We start from the raw sequence: 17142 nt of genomic DNA, 5'->3' as shown, positions 1-17142 counted from the left end.
GGGAACACGAACATGCAAAATATTACCGATTCCTGGTTTGTCCAGGGCATGATTAAAGCCACGTCTGATGCGTGGCTGAAAGGGTGGGACGAACGTAATGGCGGTAACCTGACGCTGCGTCTGGATGAAGCAGACATCGCGCCTTTTGCGGCTAATTTCCACGAAAAACCACGCTATATCGCGCTAAGTCAACCCATGCCGCTGCTGGCGAATACGCCGTTTATCGTTACCGGTTCCGGCAAATTCTTCCGCAACGTGCAGCTCGATCCGGCAGCTAATTTAGGCGTGGTCAAAATCGACAGCGACGGCGCAGGCTACCACATTCTGTGGGGCTTAACCCACGACGCGGTCCCCACCTCTGAACTCCCGGCGCATTTCCTCTCCCACTGCGAACGCATCAAAGCCACCCACGGCAAAGACCGCGTCATTATGCATTGCCATGCGACTAACCTGATCGCCCTCACCTACGTACTGGAAAACAACACTGCGCTGATCACCCGCAAACTGTGGGAAGGCAGCACCGAATGCCTAGTGGTATTCCCGGACGGTGTCGGCATTCTGCCGTGGATGGTGCCAGGCACCGATGAAATCGGCCAGGCCACCGCGCAAGAAATGCAGAAACATTCGCTGGTGCTGTGGCCGTTCCACGGCGTGTTCGGAAGCGGACCTACGCTGGATGAAACCTTCGGTTTGATAGATACCGCAGAGAAATCCGCTGAGGTATTAGTCAAAATCTATTCGATGGGCGGTATGAAGCAGACCATCACGCGCGAAGAACTGGTCGCACTCGGCAAACGTTTTGGCGTGACACCGCTGGCCAGCGCCGTAGAGCTGTACTGATACCTCCCAACTCAACGCCGGATGCGGCTTTGCCTTATCCGGCCTACAGGCCGGTGCGCATTTTACCGTAGGCCCGATAAGCGTAGCGCCATCGGGCAACAGGGAATTTTTTTAAGGAGAATAGTGATGAGCTTTATGTTGGCACTGCCAAAAATTAGCCTGCATGGCGCTGGAGCGATTGCCGATATGGTGAACCTTGTGGCGAATAAGCAATGGGGCAAAGCGCTGATCGTTACCGATGGTCAACTGGTAAAGCTGGGCCTGCTGGATAGCCTGTTTAGCGCACTGGATGAACATCAAATGTCTTACCACCTGTTTGATGAGGTGTTCCCAAACCCGACAGAAAAGCTGGTGCAGAAAGGTTTTGCGGCGTATCAGAGCGCAGAATGTGACTACATTATCGCCTTCGGCGGCGGCAGCCCGATCGATACCGCTAAAGCGGTGAAAATTCTGACCGCCAACCCAGGTCCATCTACCGCCTACTCCGGCGTCGGCAAAGTGAAAAACGCCGGCGTACCGCTGGTAGCGATTAACACTACGGCAGGTACCGCGGCCGAGATGACCAGCAACGCGGTGATTATCGACTCTGCCCGTAAGGTCAAAGAGGTGATCATCGACCCGAATATCATCCCGGATATTGCCGTGGATGACGCCAGCGTCATGCTGGAAATCCCGGCGTCTGTGACCGCCGCAACCGGCATGGATGCCCTGACCCATGCGGTGGAAGCCTATGTCTCCGTTGGCGCGCATCCGCTCACCGACGCTAACGCGCTGGAAGCGATTCGCTTAATCAATTTGTGGCTACCGAAAGCGGTTGACGATGGCCATAACCTCGAAGCCCGTGAGCAAATGGCATTCGGCCAGTACCTGGCGGGTATGGCGTTCAACAGCGCTGGTTTGGGGCTGGTTCACGCACTGGCGCACCAGCCAGGCGCAACCCACAATCTGCCGCACGGCGTCTGCAACGCTATCCTGCTGCCAATTGTCGAGAACTTTAACCGTCCGAACGCCGTCGCGCGTTTTGCCCGCATCGCACAGGCGATGGGCGTGGAGACGCGCGGTATGTCTGACGAAGCCGCAAGTCAGGAAGCGATTAACGCTATCCGTACGCTGAGCAAACGCGTCGGCATTCCAGAAGGTTTCAGCAAGCTGGGCGTCACAAAAGAAGATATCGAAGGCTGGCTGGATAAAGCCCTCGCCGACCCGTGCGCGCCGTGTAACCCGCGCACCGCCAGCCGCGATGAAGTTCGCGAGCTGTACCTGGAGGCGTTATGATCCGCAAAGCCTTTGTGATGCAGGTAAATGCCGACGCGCACGAGGAGTATCAGCGTCGTCATAACCCAATCTGGCCGGAGCTGGAAGCCGTATTAAAATCTCACGGCGCGCATCACTACGCGATTTATCTCGATCAGGAGCGCAATCTGCTGTTCGCCACCGTTGAGATTGAATCCGAGGAGCGCTGGAATGCCGTTGCCAGCACCGACGTTTGCCAGCGTTGGTGGAAACATATGCGTGACGTTATGCCCGCGAATCCGGATAACAGCCCGGTCAGCGCAGAGCTAAAAGAGGTGTTCTATCTGCAGTAAGTCGTGTGCCCGGTGGCGCAAGCTTACCGGGCCTACGGTTTTATTTTTTGTCGGCCGGATAAGGCGGTTACGCCGCCATCCGGCAATTTCAATTCTGCTCCGCTACCAGGATAGCCTGAGTATCCGGTTCCAGCGCTTTAAAGATATGCGCCTGGTCGCCGGGATAACAAATGTAATCGCCCTCCGCCAGCTCTTCCGGCGCCTCGGTTAAGCCGACGAGGGCTTTTCCCTGCGTAACAATAATATGTTCCACCGACCCCGGCGGATGCGGGTGAGAGATCCGGTCGGCCCCCGGCTGCGTCAACAGCAGATAGATATCACGCCGCGCGCCGGGCGGACACGCCGCCAGTAATATCGCCTGATAATGCGCCTGCTCCGCCACGACTTTGGTGCCCTCTCCGCGGCGAATCACCTGCGTTTTTTGTACCTGCGGCTCCAGCAGCCTGGCAAAGGGAATGTCGAGCGCGACGCATAGCGACCATAACGTCTCCAGACTGGGGTTGCCGTTCCCTGCTTCCAGTTGTGAAAGCGTAGATTTAGCGATGCCTGCGCGCCGCGCAATCTCCGCCAGCGACAGTCCGGTTCGCTGGCGTTCGCGTACCAGACTTCTGGCAATGACGCTAATAGGTTGTGTCATAAAGCATCCAACGTTCACTATAACGAACGAAATGTTCGTCTTGTAAAGCAAATCTGTTCCGTTCATTATAATGAAAATTCGTTCGATATGACTAAAGAAGATGAAACACTATTTTTCCTGTCTCAAGGGAGACACGATAAAAGCGATATTTTTAGTGTGCCTGGCCGTGGGCGTCGTCGGCATGTCCTATGGCTCACTGGCGATGGCCTACGGTTTCCCTCTGTGGGTGCCGTTTGTCCTCTCTATTTTTGTGCTGGCGGGCGCGTCCGAATTTATGTTTATCGGCATTGTTGCCAGCGGCGGCAATCCGTTAGCGGCGGCGGCGGCAGGACTGCTGGTGAATGCGCGCCACGTGCCGTTTGGCGTAACGGTGCGCGATTTGGTTGGCACCCGCGCCGCCAGCTTTTTCGGCTGCCATATTATGAATGATGAGAGCGTGGTGTTCGGCCTGTCGCAAAAAACACCCGAACAACGTAAAGCCGCCTACTGGCTATGCGGTCTTGGCGTCGCCCTATTCTGGCCGATTGGCACACTGATTGGCGCAGGTGTCGGCAAACTGCTCCCTGCCCCAGAAACCATCGGTCTGGATGCCGTATTTCCGGCAATCTTACTGGCGCTGGTGATCCCGGCGTTTAAAAACCGCACCACATTGATTCGTGGTTGCAGCGGCGCCGCGCTGTCGCTTGCCGCCGTTCCCTTTGTGGCTGCCGGATTGCCGGTGTTGCTTTCGCTGCTTGGCCTACTGGCGAGGAAAAAATAATGGGCAATATGACGCTATTTATTATCGGTATTGCTCTTTTGTCTGCGGGAACCTATTTGATGCGCCTCGGCGGCGCGAAACTTGGCAGCCGTCTGGCGCTGTCTGAGCGTTCACAGGCGCTGCTCTCGGATGCGGCAACGGTGCTGCTATTCTCCGTCGCGCTGGCGACCACCTTTTACGAAGGCGAACATTTTGCCGGAATGGCGCGCGTTCTTGGGGTTGGCTTCGCCGTATTTTTAGCCTGGCGTAAAATGCCGCTTATTGTGGTGATTATCGCCGCTGCGGTAGTGACCGCGTTATTACGAATGGCGGGTATTAATTAACGTCTTACAGAACAGTTGGACGTGACACCCTATAAGTGATGAAGGCTGGGCCGCCCTATGCTGAAGTGGCTCAGAATTTTCGCATCAGGCGGGATAAATGCTTTCCATATAAATGCCGATCCTCAATTACACTACCAGTACCTTCCAGCGTGACGTCAACATCTTATGATAGCTTCAGATTACTGGTTTTTCTAATAGCTCTCTTTAGTTAATGTTTACGTCAGCTATTTTTACGGATATTGCCTGATGAAGAATACATAAACGAAAAAAGCGCCTGATCGGCGCTTTTTATTGGCGTTATAGCGTAATTTTATAGGCGCTTGCGCCAGCCTGCACGCAGTTAATGCGCCATCACTCAACGCAGGCGGTTATAATCATCCACCATCTCGTTATAACTTCTCAACGACGCCGGATAAGAATCCGCAACCATCCATCCTGTTGCAGGGTCCTGCACCCGTTTCTTTTCAAAATCAGAATACTCAACATTGTCTCTGATGCGACGAATATATTTTTTAGCTTGTAGCTGATAATCAGCCGCAGAGCTGATGAAAGAAGAATTACGGCCATCAGTATTCACTTCTTTCAATTGCGCAATCATTGTTTCCAGTTCCGCGACTTTTTTCATCATCGCTTCGGCATCAAAGGTATCGGCAGAAATAACCTTGTTGATCTGCTTTGCCGAGATCATGACAGCCAGAGAATAATAGTTAAATGTTTTACCTTCCGCTTCTTCTATTCTCTTCAACTGTGTCAATTGCCGCCTGTCATTTATCTCCTGAATAGCCTCATGATATTTTTCCGAGACGGGTTTAAAATCCTCGATATTCTTCAGTAATGTCTGATGCAGCGCCTTACCTTTAGCAAAGGCATCATCTTTATAGTTTTCCTGGGTATAATATTTTTCCATTTCGTTAATGGTATTACCCAGCGCGGCGGCGCTATCAATATAGCTAACGGCAACGCCATCAATAGGCTCAAGTAATGGCGTTAAGGCGGCCACCTGTTTCATCTCTTTCTGGCAATTCGTTATGTAAGACTCCGTAATACCATAAATGCCATAAACCAGGCTCTCTTTCCCTGTCGGACCTTTTTTAAAGTCTTTCACCCAATCCGCGTAACGCGCCAGACTGTGCTGAACGGGCAATTGAAGTTTATTAAAACAATCGATATAGACATCCATTTTTTCACTATAAACTTCTTCAGCGTCAACCTCCGGCTGAGCTGGCGTTTCTGGCTTCGCCGCCGGGGGCTGAGTTGCCGTTTCTGGCTTCGCTGCTGGGGGCTGCGCTGGACTTTCGCCAGATTGCGTTTCCGGCGTCTGAGAAGGCGCTGGCGTCGCAGGCTGACTGCTGGCGGCCGGCGTCGCCTCGGTTTTAACATTATTGTCATCACATCCTGTTGCGCCCAGGGTCATTAGCGCAATGATTATCGCTGAGGATAATAAATTCCTTTTCATTTAATTGCCTTCTGTATATTTACGTTAGGGTTCTCTTATTTTAACGAAAATATGGCCTCGCCACTATACGTCATTCCGTTATTAAGAGAGGCTGTAAAATCCAGAAAATATATATTTCATACACCATCATTCTACATAAAATATATATTAAATTAATAATATATATTTTACGCAAATGTAGAGGGTACTATTTTAGTCTGCGATTAACCGCTGCGGATGGGTATAAATCGTCGCCCGACCCGGCTTACAGAACCCCACCAGCGTAAGATTACACCGTTCAGCGACGTCAACCGCGAGCGTGGTGGCAGCAGAAACCGCAAACAAAATTTCTACACCGCACATCGCCGACTTCTGCACCATTTCGTAACTTGCGCGACTGGAAACCAGCACCGCGCCTTGCCGCCATTCCTCACCTTCCGTAGCGCGGCGGCCGAGCAGTTTATCCAGCGCAACGTGGCGTCCGACATCTTCATGGCCCCCCGCCAGTTCACCCGACGGCATGACCCACGCCGCAGCGTGCGTACAACCCGTCAGCTTACCCGTCGGTTGAAAATCATTCAGATGTTTTAACGCGCGATCAAGGTTACCGAGATTAAACGTTTGGCTAAACGGCAGGGGTTGCACCGGCTTACCGATGTCATTGAGCTGTTCCACGCCACACACGCCGCAACCGGTGCGTCCGGCCAGCGCGCGACGACGCGCTTTCAGCCCCATAAATCGACGGCTGGAAAGATCAATCTGCACTTCAAGTCCGTTACAGGACGGTACAACGTCCATGCCATAGATTTCACGCGGGCTGTCAATGATCCCTTCCGACAGAGAAAACCCCATTGCAAAATGCGTCAGATCTTTTGGAGAGGCCATCATAACGACATGCGAAATACCGTTATACACCAGTGCCACAGGCACTTCCTCGGCAACATCATCAAGTTGGGGGGACTGCAAATCCTCGCGTTTCCAGAGAGCCAACTGGCGTGAGGTTGTGAAATCAGTCACATTTAGGACTTCTTCAGACAGTATATTGTTCACTTTCTTTTAACCATATAAGAACACACACACCAACATTATGGTATTCTGTTACAACTCCTCCCGGATGGAGGAAAATTTATCCAATTCTGAACCTTTGCGGGCCCGTCCGCAAAGAAAAATAACAACCACTCCCTGAGCGTTTCGGATAGAGAAATGTGAAAGAGAAGTGACAATGTCGAAACAAGGAGCAAACCATGCAGGTCAGCAGAAGGCAGTTCTTTAAGATCTGCGCTGGCGGTATGGCAGGCACCACGGCGGCGGCACTGGGCTTCGCGCCCGGCGTAGCGCTAGCGGAAACACGGCAATATAAACTGCTGCGCACCCGCGAAACCCGTAACACCTGCACCTACTGTTCCGTTGGCTGCGGGCTGTTAATGTACAGCCTCGGCGACGGTGCGAAAAACGCCAAAGCATCTATTTTCCATATCGAAGGGGACCCGGATCATCCGGTAAGCCGTGGCGCGCTGTGCCCGAAAGGGGCCGGTCTGGTGGACTTTATCCACTCTGAAAGCCGCCTGAAATTCCCGCAATACCGCGCGCCGGGTTCAGATAAGTGGCAACAGATCAGTTGGGAAGAAGCCTTTGACCGCATCGCTAAACTGATGAAGGAAGATCGCGACGCCAACTATCAGGCGCAGAACGCCGAAGGCGTTACCGTTAACCGCTGGCTCACCACCGGGATGCTGTGCGCTTCCGCATCCAGTAACGAGACGGGTTATTTAACGCAAAAATTCTCCCGCGCGCTGGGTATGCTCGCGGTCGACAACCAGGCGCGTGTCTGACACGGACCAACGGTAGCAAGTCTTGCTCCAACATTTGGTCGCGGTGCGATGACCAACCACTGGGTCGACATCAAGAACGCCAACCTCGTCGTGGTGATGGGCGGTAACGCCGCAGAAGCTCACCCGGTCGGGTTCCGCTGGGCGATGGAAGCCAAAATTCACAACGGCGCGAAGCTGATTGTGATCGATCCGCGCTTTACGCGTACCGCGTCGGTGGCCGATTTCTATGCGCCAATACGCTCTGGTACTGACATTGCCTTCTTGTCAGGCGTGATGCTGTATCTGCTGACCAACGAAAAATACAACCGTGAATACACCGAGGCCTATACCAATGCCAGCCTGATCGTGCGTGAAGATTTTGGCTTCGATGATGGTCTGTTCACCGGCTACGACGCAGATAAGCGGCAGTACGATAAAACCAGTTGGCACTATGAGCTGGACGAAAACGGTTTTGCCAAACGCGATACGACACTGCAACACCCGCACTGTGTCTGGAATCTGTTGAAACAGCATGTCTCACGCTATACGCCGGACGTGGTAGAAAATATCTGCGGTACGCCGAAAGCGGACTTCCTGAAAGTGTGCGAGTACATTGCAGAAACCAGCGCAAAAGATAAAACCGCGTCGTTCCTGTACGCGCTGGGCTGGACGCAGCATTCCATCGGCGCGCAGAACATCCGTACTATGGCGATGATCCAGCTTCTGCTCGGTAACATGGGGATGGCGGGCGGCGGCGTTAACGCCCTGCGCGGTCACTCCAATATTCAGGGACTGACCGACTTAGGACTGCTGTCGCAAAGTCTGCCGGGCTACCTGACGCTGCCGAGCGAAAAACAGACCGATTTGCAAACCTATCTGGCTGCCAATACGCCGAAGCCATTGTTGAAGGATCAGGTCAACTACTGGGGTAACTATCCGAAATTCTTCGTCTCAATGATGAAGGCCTTCTTTGGTGATAAAGCGACAGCGGAAAACAGCTGGGGCTTCGACTGGCTACCGAAGTGGGACAAAGGCTACGACGTGTTGCAGTACTTCGAGATGATGAAACAGGGCAAGGTCAACGGCTATATCTGCCAGGGCTTTAACCCGGTGGCCTCATTCCCGAACAAAAACAAAGTGGTCGCGTCGCTTTCCAAACTGAAGTACCTGGTGACTATCGATCCGCTCAACACCGAAACGTCCACCTTCTGGCAAAACCACGGTGAGTCGAACGACGTTGATCCCGCGAAAATCCAGACCGAAGTGTTCCGTCTGCCTTCCACCTGTTTTGCCGAGGAAAATGGTTCCATCGTTAACTCCGGTCGCTGGTTACAGTGGCACTGGAAGGGCGCGGACGCCCCGGGAATTGCCATGACCGACGGCGAAATCCTCGCCGGTATCTTCTTACGCCTGCGTAAGATGTACTCTGAACAGGGCGGCGCCAACCCGGAACAGGTGTTGAATATGACCTGGAACTACACCAAACCATACGAACCCGCCTCTGAAGAAGTGGCGATGGAAAGTAACGGTAAAGCGCTGGCCGATCTTATCGACCCGGCAACCGGTGCGGTGGTGGTGAAGAAAGGTCAACAGCTCAGTTCGTTCGCGCAACTGCGTGATGACGGTACGACGTCCAGCGGCTGCTGGATTTTCGCCGGTAGCTGGACGCCGGAAGGCAACATGATGGCGCGTCGTGATAACGCCGACCCGTCTGGTCTCGGCAACACGCTGGGCTGGGCATGGGCATGGCCGCTTAACCGCCGTATTCTGTATAACCGCGCTTCCGCCGATCCGCAGGGTAACCCCTGGGACCCGAAACGTCAGCTACTGAAATGGGAAGGCGGAAAATGGGCCGGATGGGATATTCCGGACTACAGCGCCGCCGCGCCAGGCAGCGACGTCGGACCGTTTATCATGCAGCCGGAAGGGATGGGTCGCCTGTTTGCCATCGATAAGATGGCGGAAGGGCCGTTCCCGGAACACTACGAACCGTTTGAAACGCCGCTGGGCACTAACCCGCTGCACCCGAACGTTATCTCTAACCCTGCCGCCCGTATCTTTAAAGACGATGCCGACGCGCTGGGTAAAGCGGATAAGTTCCCGTATGTCGGAACCACTTACCGTCTGACCGAGCACTTTCACTACTGGACCAAGCACGCGTTGCTTAACGCTATCGCCCAGCCGGAACAGTTTGTGGAAATTGGCGAGAAGCTGGCGAATAAGCTCGGCATCGCGCATGGCGATACCGTGAAGGTCTCCTCAAACCGCGGCTATATCAAAGCCAAAGCGGTGGTGACCAAGCGTATTCGCACGCTGAAAGCGGACGGCAAGGATATCGATACCATCGGTATTCCTATTCACTGGGGCTACGAAGGCGTGGCGAAAAAAGGCTTTATCGCCAATACGTTAACGCCTTTCGTCGGTGATGCGAACACGCAAACGCCGGAGTTTAAATCCTTCCTTGTGAACGTGGAAAAGGTGTAACGGAGACGACCTATGGCTTATCAATCGCAAGACATCATTCGTCGTTCCGCCACTAACGGTTTCACCCCCGCGCCCCAGGCGCGGGACCACCAGGAAGAGGTGGCGAAACTCATCGACGTCACCACCTGTATCGGCTGTAAAGCGTGTCAGGTGGCGTGCTCCGAGTGGAACGACATCCGTGATGAAGTGGGCAATAACGTCGGGGTGTATGACAACCCGGCGGACTTAACCGCGAAATCCTGGACGGTGATGCGCTTCTCGGAAGTGGAACAGAACGACAAACTGGAGTGGCTGATCCGTAAGGATGGCTGTATGCACTGCGCCGATCCCGGCTGCCTGAAGGCCTGTCCGGCGGAAGGGGCGATCATTCAGTACGCTAACGGTATTGTCGACTTCCAGTCCGAGCAGTGTATCGGCTGCGGCTACTGTATCGCTGGCTGCCCGTTCAACGTGCCGCGCCTCAACCCGGAAGACAACCGCGTCTATAAATGTACGCTGTGCGTCGACCGCGTGACCGTGGGGCAAGAACCGGCCTGCGTGAAGACCTGTCCAACCGGCGCCATTCATTTTGGCTCGAAAGAGGATATGAAAACGCTGGCGGGCGAGCGGGTGGCGGAACTAAAAACCCGTGGTTATGACAACGCGGGTCTGTACGATCCGGCGGGCGTAGGCGGTACGCATGTCATGTACGTGCTGCATCATGCCGACAAGCCGAATCTGTATCACGGTCTGCCGGAGAACCCGGAAATCAGCGAAACCGTTAAGTTCTGGAAAGGCGTCTGGAAACCGCTCGCCGCGTTCGGTTTTGCCGCGACCTTTGCCGCCAGCGTCTTCCACTATGTCGGCGTCGGCCCGAACCGTGCGGAAGAGGAAGATGACAACCTGCATGAAGAGAAAGACGAGGTGCGCAAATGAAACGACGTGACACCATCGTGCGCTATACGGCGCCGGAACGCATCAACCACTGGATCGTCGCCTTCTGCTTCGTGCTGGCGGCGGTGAGCGGGCTGGGCTTTTTATTCCCATCCTTCAACTGGTTGATGCATATCCTGGGCACCCCACAACTGGCGCGAATTCTGCACCCGTTTGTGGGCGTGGTTATGTTTGCCTCGTTCATCATCATGTTTTTCCGTTATTGGCACCACAATCTAATCAATCGGGATGATATCTTTTGGGCGAAGAATATTCGTAAGATCGTCGTCAACGAGGAAGTGGGTGACACCGGGCGTTATAACTTCGGTCAGAAATGCGTATTCTGGGCGGCGATTATCTTCCTGGTGCTGCTGCTGGTAAGCGGGGTAATTATCTGGCGTCCGTACTTTGCGCCTGCTTTCTCAATCCCGGTGATCCGATTCGCGTTAATGTTGCATTCTTTTGCCGCAGTAGCGTTAATTGTGGTTATCATGGTGCATATCTACGCCGCCCTTTGGGTGAAAGGCACCATTACCGCGATGGTGGAAGGCTGGGTAACCCGGTCGTGGGCGAAGAAACATCACCCACGCTGGTACCGAGAAGTCCGCAAGACAACGGAAAAAGAAACTGAATGAGTATTCGCATAATCCCGCAAGATGAGCTGGGGTCGAGCGAGAAACGTACGGCGGATATGATTCCGCCGTTATTGTTCCCCCGACTCAAAAACGTCTACAACCGCCGCGCCGAACGTCTGCGCGAGCTGGCTGAAAATAACCCGCTGGGCGATTACCTGCGCTTTGCCGCGCTTATCGCGCACGCGCAGGAAGTGGTGCTGTACGACCATCCGCTGGAGATGGATCTGACCGCACGTATTAAAGAAGCGAACGACCAGGGCAAGCCGCCGCTGGATATCCACGTGCTGCCGCGTGATAAGCACTGGCAAAAACTGCTGCATTCGTTAATTGCCGAGCTAAAACCCGAGATGAGCGGCCCCGCGCTGGCGGTGATTGAGAACCTGGAGAAAGCCTCAGAGCAGGAGCTGGAGCAGATGGCCAGCGCGCTGTTTGCCTCGGATTTTGCCTCCGTCAGCAGCGATAAAGCCCCGTTTATCTGGGCCGCGCTCTCCCTTTACTGGGCGCAAATGGCCAGCTTGATTCCAGGCAAAGCCCGCGCGGAATACGGTGAAGCGCGCCAGTATTGCCCGGTGTGCGGTTCGATGCCGGTCTCCAGCATGGTGCAAATCGGCACCACGCAGGGGCTGCGTTATCTGCACTGTAACCTGTGCGAAACCGAATGGCACGTCGTGCGCGTAAAATGCAGTAACTGCGAACAGAGCCGCGACTTACACTACTGGTCGCTGGAAAATGAGCAGGCTGCGGTGAAAGCCGAAAGCTGCGGCGATTGCGGGACTTACCTGAAGATTCTGTATCAGGAAAAAGACCCGAAAGTGGAAGCCATGGCCGACGACCTCGCCTCGCTGGTGCTGGACGCGCGCATGGAACAGGAGGGCTTCGCCCGCAGTTCCATCAACCCGTTCCTGTTCCCGGGGGAAGGGGAATAAGTTCTCTGGTATACCGGCTAGCAATCTACGTTAGCCGGATCATTGCTCAATAACGCAATGCTTGTATAACGTTTCTCGGGTCGTTGGCAATGGCGCGAAGTAACGCTTTGGCTGGCCCTGTCGGTGAACGTCTTCCTTGCTCCCAGTTGCGCAGCGTATCCACGTTGACCGAAATCAGTTCTGCAAACTTAGATTGCGACAACCCAGATGCCTGCCGTATTTCTTTAATCTTCATTGCATCAATATGAAAGGTACGAGAAGGCTCACGGGTCCCTTCAATGATTTCATTCATTTGAGACATACTTTGAGTTAATCGCTCAAATAACACTTTATCCATCTACCACCTCTCATTCAGCATACGAAGCACCGCTTTTTCCTGCGGCGTGAGATCATCTTTAATGCCTTTTTGATAAATCAGAAGCAAGCGAATCTCATACCGTTGACTACGGTGAAAATAGATAATTCGCACGCCACTACGCTTTCCTTTGCCTCGCGCTCCCCAGCGCATTTTTCTCAGGCCGCCCGTTTCCTGAATGACATCACCACAATCTGGATGCTGAGCCATAAAAACCTGAAGCTTATGGTATTCATCATCATCGAGCAGTTTTTTAACATCTTCAGTAAAGAGTTCCGTTTCTATAAATTGCATATTCCATACGCCATTGGCTTATAGTAGTGAAAATAATCTATACGTCAATGGCGTATAGCATCATCATTTCACAGTACAAAAATTAAAAACCCAGCGCCAACCGCATTCCATTTTTTGCGAACCTCTATCCAGAATCATCATCCCCTCGTTTCACCACTTTCCATCCCCAACGAACCAGGTTATAAACTGTACATACATACAGTCAAAGGAGCGTTATATGCCACTGGAAAAAGGAATTGCCGAACTGGTCGCTGGGTTTATCGCCGCGGGCCGCCCCTCTTCACGAGAGCAGAATATTGATGACCGGAGAGCGGGCTATATTGCCAGCACGACGCTGGCGGGTGAGAAAGAAATTCGGGTGAGTTCGGAAGATATCGTGCTGGAAGGGATGACATTTCGCGTCGTTTCGCCGCCAAACGCATCCGGTTCTCTACCCTGTATCCTCTACTATCACGGCGGCTGTTTTGTTAGCGGCGGCTTTCTGACTCATGACCCCCAGCTACGGCAACTGGCCTGGAAAAGCGGCTGTAAGGTGATTGCCATTCAGTATCGCCTTGCGCCAGAGCACACCTTCCCTGCGGCTCATGACGACGCTGAACGCGGGGCCAATATCGTCCATCAATACGCGGAGCAGTTAGGCATCGATCGTGAACGTATCACGCTTGCTGGCGACAGCGCAGGCGGGCACCTGGCATTGGTCAGCGCGCTACGCCTGAAATCCACCGCCCACTGGTCTCCGGCGAAGCTGCTGTTGATCTACCCGATGCTTGACGCTACTGCCAGTTTCCCCAGCTATGCCAGCAACGGGCAAGACTACATCATCACCCGCGATACGCTGTTATCGGGTTTCGAAATGTATCTCCAGGATACCGACCTCCGCCACCCGGAAGCCAGTCCGATATGGCGTGAAGATTTTGCCGGTTTACCGCCGGTGCATATCCTCACCGCAGAGTTCGACCCACTGCGTGATGAAGGCGAAGCGCTATATCACCGTCTGAACGACCAGGGCGTGGCGTGTACTTGCCAGCGCTATCTCGGCGTTATCCACGGTTTTTTCCAATTGGGCGGCGTGAGCAAGACGGCGCGGGACGCAATACGCGACGTGGCCTGGCGCGCGGCCACTCGTGAATAAATAGCATCAGGAGTGCGGGCTCACACTACTCCTCCTCATTCCCGCCCTCTTCATACGGGCCGAACGGTTTCGCAGGTAGTACGATATAAATGCCTTCGAAAATTGCTCCGGCGGTCTCGCCGCCCAACAGTTCAACCTGCAACTGGACACGCGCTTTTTTACCCCGCGCCAGCCTGTCCAAATCACCGCTTAGCGACCCCAAATCAGCCACGGCGTTTGGCTTTCCGCTAATCGGTTTACTGTAGCGAATATGGGCGTCAGCAAGAATAATCGTCCCGCCAAGATGGCGTTCACGGAGCATCAGCCAGATAAGTCCCCATCCGGTCAGCGTCGCCAGGGAGAACAGGCTGCCGGCAAACACCGTGTGATGCGGATTTTGATTACCGGTTTCCGGCATCGTGGTGATAAATTTTTGCCCAGTGTACTGCTGAATGCGCACCCCCATCTTTTCACTCAATGGAATGTGCTCATACCAGGCCTGCTGAAGCTGCCCGCACCAGTCGCCGCGATGCAGGATATCATCCAGCGATGCTACCGGTTTAATCATTAGAAAATGGCGGATTGGCGTGGTTGTGGGCGTAGTAATCTCCCCCTGATTGACAAATCCGAGTTTGGCAAAGAACTCAACCGCATCTTCGCGCGCGCTGCAGGTGACGCGCTTAACGCCTTCCTGGCGGGCAACAGACTCCAGGGTCATCGCCATTAATGTCCCCAGCCCTTTATCCTGCACCGAGGGATGTACAGCCATAAAACGAATAGACGCCTCGTTATCTGCATTGATATACAGGCGGCCCACTGCAACTAAATTTCCTTCTTCGTCCACCACCATTTGATGGTGCGCCAACGCATCCCAGCCATCCCGTTCCGACCCTTTCGGCTGGTGCAGCGGTTTACGCAGCATCTCCCAGCGAAACTGGTAGTAACGTTCTAATTCTTCTTCTGTTTGCGGAACTCGAAGGTGATACATAGCCGTACTCTCTCTTGTTATCCGCGGCCACGCCGGAAGCTGGCTCATACCTGGAGCCAGAATGTCACGGGACCGTCATTAACCAGCTCAACCTGCATATCGGCAGCGAAGCGTCCGGTTTGCGTGTTTATCGCCTGCTGGCGGCAGCGTTCGACAAAATATTCATAAAGCGCCTGCGCGCGATCCGGCGCAGCCCCGCCGGAAAAGCTTGGCCGCATACCGCGTTCGGTATCTGCCGCCAGCGTAAACTGCGACACCACCAGCACGCTGCCGCCAGCCTGTTGTACATTCAGATTCATCTTGCCGTCAGCATCGCTGAAGATACGGTATCCCAGCACGCGCTCGCACAGACGATTCGCTTTTTGTTCGTCATCTTCTTTTTCGACACCCAATAACACCAAAAGTCCTGGGCCGATTTCACCCGTCACCTCGTCCTCCACGGTGACGCTGGCACGGGTTACGCGTTGAATTAATGCAATCATGGTTGGTCAGCTTCTTCTTGTTCTGCGGCTTGTTTGAGTTTTCGGTATTCCCCGAGAGTGACAGTTATTTCTGCGCCAAGCAAGACTATACACCAGGTCCAGTATACCCAGACAAACAGGATAGGGATCACTGCCAGTACGCCATAAATGAGCTGATATGACGGGAACATGGTGATATAAAGCGCGAAGCCTTTCTTTCCGGCCTCGAACAGCAACGCTGCGACAAACGCGCCGACAAGGGCGTCACGGTTCGGTACGCGAGTTGTTGGGACAATACTGTAAAGTAACCAGAATGAGATCCACGAAAGCAGCAGCGGAAGGATGCGCAATACATTGTCGATGACCGTATTCAGATCGCTGGCCCAGCGTAAAGAAAGCAGGTAGGAGCTGATCGCCAGGCTGGCACCGGCGAGAAGCGGGCCGAGCGTGAGGATCATCCAGTACACCGCAAAAGAGTACACTTTTGGCCGTGTGCGTTTGCTGCGCCAGATAGTGTTTAAGGCGCTATCAATGGCGTACATCAACAGCAATGCCGTCACAATCAGTCCACAGGCGCCCACCGCCGTCATTTTGTTGGAGTTAGCGACAAACTGCTCAATATAGCGCTGAATCACGTCTCCGGTGGCTGGCATAAAGTTAGCAAAAATAAAATGGCGTAACTGAATGCTGACATCAGAAAACATCGGAAAAGCAGCGAAAAGGGCAAAAACGACGGCAATAAGCGGTACTAAGGAGAGTAATGAGACATAGGCGAGGTTTCCCGCCAGAGTCGTCATATTATCCTCATCGATACGCTGCCATAATAGCTTGAGCCAGGCCCGAACAGGGCGCGTATGGCGTCCAGCTTTTTGGTGAACGGTTTTTAGCATAACAGCTTCGCGAAATAGTCAGGGATGGTGGCTTTATCCTTCACCAGAATGCTGGTGATCCCCAACTGGTTGGCCCCTTCTATATTATCGGCATTGTCGTCGAAAAAGACCGCATCGGCAGCGGAAAAACCTTCTTTCTGCAGGACGTGCTGATAAATACGCGCTTCCGGCTTACGCATTCCCAAATCCTGCGATAAATAGATATGGTCGGCGGCAGCGCGCACCTCCGGGTATTCCTCCGGCCAGAAGTGGGTATGCAGTCGGTTAGTATTGGATAGCACCACCACGCGATGCCCCTGCTCGCGCAGTTTATGCATGATAGCAATCACTTCGGGCCGTAATCCGACAAATACCGCCTGCCAGCCGTGCGCAAATTGTTCATAACTGAGCGATAACGCCATTTCATGACAGAAAGCTTCAGCAAACGCTTCGTCCGTTATCTCACCGCGTTCATGTTGGTGAAAAGTCTCGCCCATCGTAAATTTTTGCTTCAGCGAAGCCAGCGGTACTCGACTCAGATCGCTCCACACACCTAATACGCGGTTAAAGTCGATGTCGACAATCACATTACCTAAATCAAAGATGTAGAGCATGTCATTCTCCTTGCTAACCGGGGATGAATAACTGTAGCGGGAAAGGAGAAGTTTGACTATGTATCCCTTTATAAATCAATTAACAAAAAGACAATAGAAAC

19 protein-coding genes are annotated in these 17142 nt (G+C 53.5%); 10 read left to right on the top strand and 9 right to left on the bottom strand.

Going from position 1 to position 17142, the window contains the following annotated elements; genetic code table 11:
- The first annotated feature begins 12 nt into the window (after window positions 1-12).
- The 3 genes from rhaD (at window position 13) to rhaM (ending at window position 2426) form a co-directional block, all read left to right on the top strand.
- Complete coding sequence (rhaD, locus tag ACLJZ5_RS19180) at window positions 13-840, top strand: rhamnulose-1-phosphate aldolase (protein WP_024798219.1); 828 nt, start codon at window positions 13-15, stop codon at window positions 838-840.
- A 126-nt stretch (window positions 841-966) separates the two neighbouring features.
- Window positions 967-2115: a lactaldehyde reductase gene (gene fucO, locus ACLJZ5_RS19175; protein ID WP_024798631.1), complete on the top strand. Its 1149-nt coding sequence runs from the start codon at window positions 967-969 to the stop codon at window positions 2113-2115.
- The gene (gene rhaM / locus ACLJZ5_RS19170; RefSeq protein ID WP_000619478.1) at window positions 2112-2426 is read left to right on the top strand and encodes an L-rhamnose mutarotase; all 315 of its coding nucleotides are present in this window, start codon (window positions 2112-2114) and stop codon (window positions 2424-2426) included. The genes fucO and rhaM overlap by 4 nt, the downstream gene beginning before the upstream one ends.
- Before the next feature lie 88 nt (window positions 2427-2514).
- On the opposite strand, the gene ACLJZ5_RS19165 is transcribed toward rhaM, so the two are convergent.
- Window positions 2515-3063: a helix-turn-helix domain-containing protein gene (locus tag ACLJZ5_RS19165; RefSeq protein WP_001517951.1), complete on the bottom strand. Its 549-nt coding sequence runs from the start codon at window positions 3061-3063 to the stop codon at window positions 2515-2517.
- A gap of 100 nt (window positions 3064-3163) precedes the next feature.
- On the opposite strand from ACLJZ5_RS19165, the gene ACLJZ5_RS19160 reads away from it, so the two are divergent.
- Window positions 3164-3823 (top strand): AzlC family ABC transporter permease, encoded by a 660-nt coding sequence (locus tag ACLJZ5_RS19160; RefSeq protein WP_000683586.1) that lies wholly within the window; start codon window positions 3164-3166, stop codon window positions 3821-3823.
- Window positions 3823-4146 carry an AzlD domain-containing protein gene (locus tag ACLJZ5_RS19155; RefSeq protein WP_000527677.1) on the top strand — a complete coding sequence of 108 codons (324 nt, stop codon included), beginning with the start codon at window positions 3823-3825 and terminating at the stop codon, window positions 4144-4146. Before ACLJZ5_RS19160 ends, ACLJZ5_RS19155 begins: the two co-directional genes overlap by 1 nt.
- Before the next feature lie 355 nt (window positions 4147-4501).
- Here the strand turns inward: ACLJZ5_RS19155 and ACLJZ5_RS19150 are convergent, their stop codons facing one another.
- Both ACLJZ5_RS19150 and fdhD read right to left on the bottom strand, forming a co-directional pair.
- On the bottom strand, window positions 4502-5602 hold the full coding sequence (locus ACLJZ5_RS19150) for a YiiG family protein (RefSeq protein ID WP_000828043.1): 1101 nt from the start codon (window positions 5600-5602) through the stop codon (window positions 4502-4504).
- A 192-nt stretch (window positions 5603-5794) separates the two neighbouring features.
- Window positions 5795-6631 (bottom strand): formate dehydrogenase accessory sulfurtransferase FdhD, encoded by an 837-nt coding sequence (gene fdhD / locus ACLJZ5_RS19145; RefSeq protein WP_024798221.1) that lies wholly within the window; start codon window positions 6629-6631, stop codon window positions 5795-5797.
- A gap of 194 nt (window positions 6632-6825) precedes the next feature.
- Between fdhD and fdnG the strand changes: the two genes are divergently transcribed.
- The 4 genes from fdnG to fdhE are packed head-to-tail and all read left to right on the top strand — an operon-like array spanning window position 6826 to window position 12349.
- Entirely contained in the window at window positions 6826-9876 is a 3051-nt protein-coding gene (gene fdnG / locus ACLJZ5_RS19140; RefSeq protein ID WP_077910732.1) for a formate dehydrogenase-N subunit alpha, read from the top strand.
- 12 nt (window positions 9877-9888) lie between these two features.
- Window positions 9889-10791: a formate dehydrogenase subunit beta gene (gene fdxH / locus ACLJZ5_RS19135; protein WP_000331361.1), complete on the top strand. Its 903-nt coding sequence runs from the start codon at window positions 9889-9891 to the stop codon at window positions 10789-10791.
- Window positions 10788-11423, top strand: a complete 636-nt coding sequence (gene fdoI / locus ACLJZ5_RS19130; RefSeq protein WP_000829025.1) for a formate dehydrogenase cytochrome b556 subunit — start codon at window positions 10788-10790, stop codon at window positions 11421-11423. The genes fdxH and fdoI overlap by 4 nt, the downstream gene beginning before the upstream one ends.
- Complete coding sequence (fdhE, locus tag ACLJZ5_RS19125) at window positions 11420-12349, top strand: formate dehydrogenase accessory protein FdhE (RefSeq protein WP_410959009.1); 930 nt, start codon at window positions 11420-11422, stop codon at window positions 12347-12349. The genes fdoI and fdhE overlap by 4 nt, the downstream gene beginning before the upstream one ends.
- A gap of 46 nt (window positions 12350-12395) precedes the next feature.
- On the opposite strand, the gene ACLJZ5_RS19120 is transcribed toward fdhE, so the two are convergent.
- Together ACLJZ5_RS19120 and ACLJZ5_RS19115 are read right to left on the bottom strand one after the other, a co-directional pair.
- On the bottom strand, window positions 12396-12686 hold the full coding sequence (locus tag ACLJZ5_RS19120; protein ID WP_000362050.1) for a helix-turn-helix domain-containing protein: 291 nt from the start codon (window positions 12684-12686) through the stop codon (window positions 12396-12398).
- Window positions 12687-12998 (bottom strand): cytotoxic translational repressor of toxin-antitoxin stability system, encoded by a 312-nt coding sequence (locus ACLJZ5_RS19115; protein WP_001159630.1) that lies wholly within the window; start codon window positions 12996-12998, stop codon window positions 12687-12689.
- Between the two features lie 217 nt (window positions 12999-13215).
- Between ACLJZ5_RS19115 and ACLJZ5_RS19110 the strand changes: the two genes are divergently transcribed.
- Window positions 13216-14130: an alpha/beta hydrolase gene (locus tag ACLJZ5_RS19110; RefSeq protein ID WP_001651165.1), complete on the top strand. Its 915-nt coding sequence runs from the start codon at window positions 13216-13218 to the stop codon at window positions 14128-14130.
- Window positions 14131-14155: 25 nt separating this feature from the next.
- On the opposite strand, the gene fabY is transcribed toward ACLJZ5_RS19110, so the two are convergent.
- The 4 genes from fabY to yihX are packed head-to-tail and all read right to left on the bottom strand — an operon-like array spanning window position 14156 to window position 17041.
- Entirely contained in the window at window positions 14156-15097 is a 942-nt protein-coding gene (gene fabY, locus ACLJZ5_RS19105; RefSeq protein ID WP_001518251.1) for a fatty acid biosynthesis protein FabY, read from the bottom strand.
- Between the two features lie 44 nt (window positions 15098-15141).
- On the bottom strand, window positions 15142-15579 hold the full coding sequence (dtd, locus tag ACLJZ5_RS19100) for a D-aminoacyl-tRNA deacylase (RefSeq protein ID WP_000560969.1): 438 nt from the start codon (window positions 15577-15579) through the stop codon (window positions 15142-15144).
- Window positions 15576-16448, bottom strand: coding sequence for a virulence factor BrkB family protein (locus ACLJZ5_RS19095; protein ID WP_000921423.1), 873 nt, complete (start codon window positions 16446-16448; stop codon window positions 15576-15578). The genes dtd and ACLJZ5_RS19095 overlap by 4 nt, the downstream gene beginning before the upstream one ends.
- Window positions 16442-17041 (bottom strand): glucose-1-phosphatase, encoded by a 600-nt coding sequence (gene yihX, locus ACLJZ5_RS19090; protein ID WP_000965695.1) that lies wholly within the window; start codon window positions 17039-17041, stop codon window positions 16442-16444. The genes ACLJZ5_RS19095 and yihX overlap by 7 nt, the downstream gene beginning before the upstream one ends.
- Window positions 17042-17142 lie beyond the last annotated feature (101 nt).

The organism is Salmonella sp. 5800, from assembly GCF_046558195.1.
Lineage (GTDB): Bacteria > Pseudomonadota > Gammaproteobacteria > Enterobacterales > Enterobacteriaceae > Salmonella > Salmonella enterica.
The sequence above is the reverse complement of the archived record's forward strand: the minus strand, read 5'-3'. Positions and strand labels throughout refer to the sequence as shown.

Excerpts from the sequence above, each read along its gene's own strand:
- rhaD (WP_024798219.1), top strand. The coding sequence starts at position 13 with ATGCAAAATATTACCGATTCCTGGTTTGTCCAGGGCATGATTAAAGCC.
- fucO (WP_024798631.1), top strand. The coding sequence starts at position 967 with ATGAGCTTTATGTTGGCACTGCCAAAAATTAGCCTGCATGGCGCTGGA.
- rhaM (WP_000619478.1), top strand. The coding sequence starts at position 2,112 with ATGATCCGCAAAGCCTTTGTGATGCAGGTAAATGCCGACGCGCACGAG.
- ACLJZ5_RS19165 (WP_001517951.1), bottom strand. The coding sequence starts at position 3,063 with ATGACACAACCTATTAGCGTCATTGCCAGAAGTCTGGTACGCGAACGC.
- ACLJZ5_RS19160 (WP_000683586.1), top strand. The coding sequence starts at position 3,164 with ATGAAACACTATTTTTCCTGTCTCAAGGGAGACACGATAAAAGCGATA.
- ACLJZ5_RS19155 (WP_000527677.1), top strand. The coding sequence starts at position 3,823 with ATGGGCAATATGACGCTATTTATTATCGGTATTGCTCTTTTGTCTGCG.
- ACLJZ5_RS19150 (WP_000828043.1), bottom strand. The coding sequence starts at position 5,602 with ATGAAAAGGAATTTATTATCCTCAGCGATAATCATTGCGCTAATGACC.
- fdxH (WP_000331361.1), top strand. The coding sequence starts at position 9,889 with ATGGCTTATCAATCGCAAGACATCATTCGTCGTTCCGCCACTAACGGT.
- fdoI (WP_000829025.1), top strand. The coding sequence starts at position 10,788 with ATGAAACGACGTGACACCATCGTGCGCTATACGGCGCCGGAACGCATC.
- fdhE (WP_410959009.1), top strand. The coding sequence starts at position 11,420 with ATGAGTATTCGCATAATCCCGCAAGATGAGCTGGGGTCGAGCGAGAAA.
- ACLJZ5_RS19120 (WP_000362050.1), bottom strand. The coding sequence starts at position 12,686 with ATGGATAAAGTGTTATTTGAGCGATTAACTCAAAGTATGTCTCAAATG.
- ACLJZ5_RS19115 (WP_001159630.1), bottom strand. The coding sequence starts at position 12,998 with ATGCAATTTATAGAAACGGAACTCTTTACTGAAGATGTTAAAAAACTG.
- ACLJZ5_RS19110 (WP_001651165.1), top strand. The coding sequence starts at position 13,216 with ATGCCACTGGAAAAAGGAATTGCCGAACTGGTCGCTGGGTTTATCGCC.
- fabY (WP_001518251.1), bottom strand. The coding sequence starts at position 15,097 with ATGTATCACCTTCGAGTTCCGCAAACAGAAGAAGAATTAGAACGTTAC.
- dtd (WP_000560969.1), bottom strand. The coding sequence starts at position 15,579 with ATGATTGCATTAATTCAACGCGTAACCCGTGCCAGCGTCACCGTGGAG.
- ACLJZ5_RS19095 (WP_000921423.1), bottom strand. The coding sequence starts at position 16,448 with ATGCTAAAAACCGTTCACCAAAAAGCTGGACGCCATACGCGCCCTGTT.
- yihX (WP_000965695.1), bottom strand. The coding sequence starts at position 17,041 with ATGCTCTACATCTTTGATTTAGGTAATGTGATTGTCGACATCGACTTT.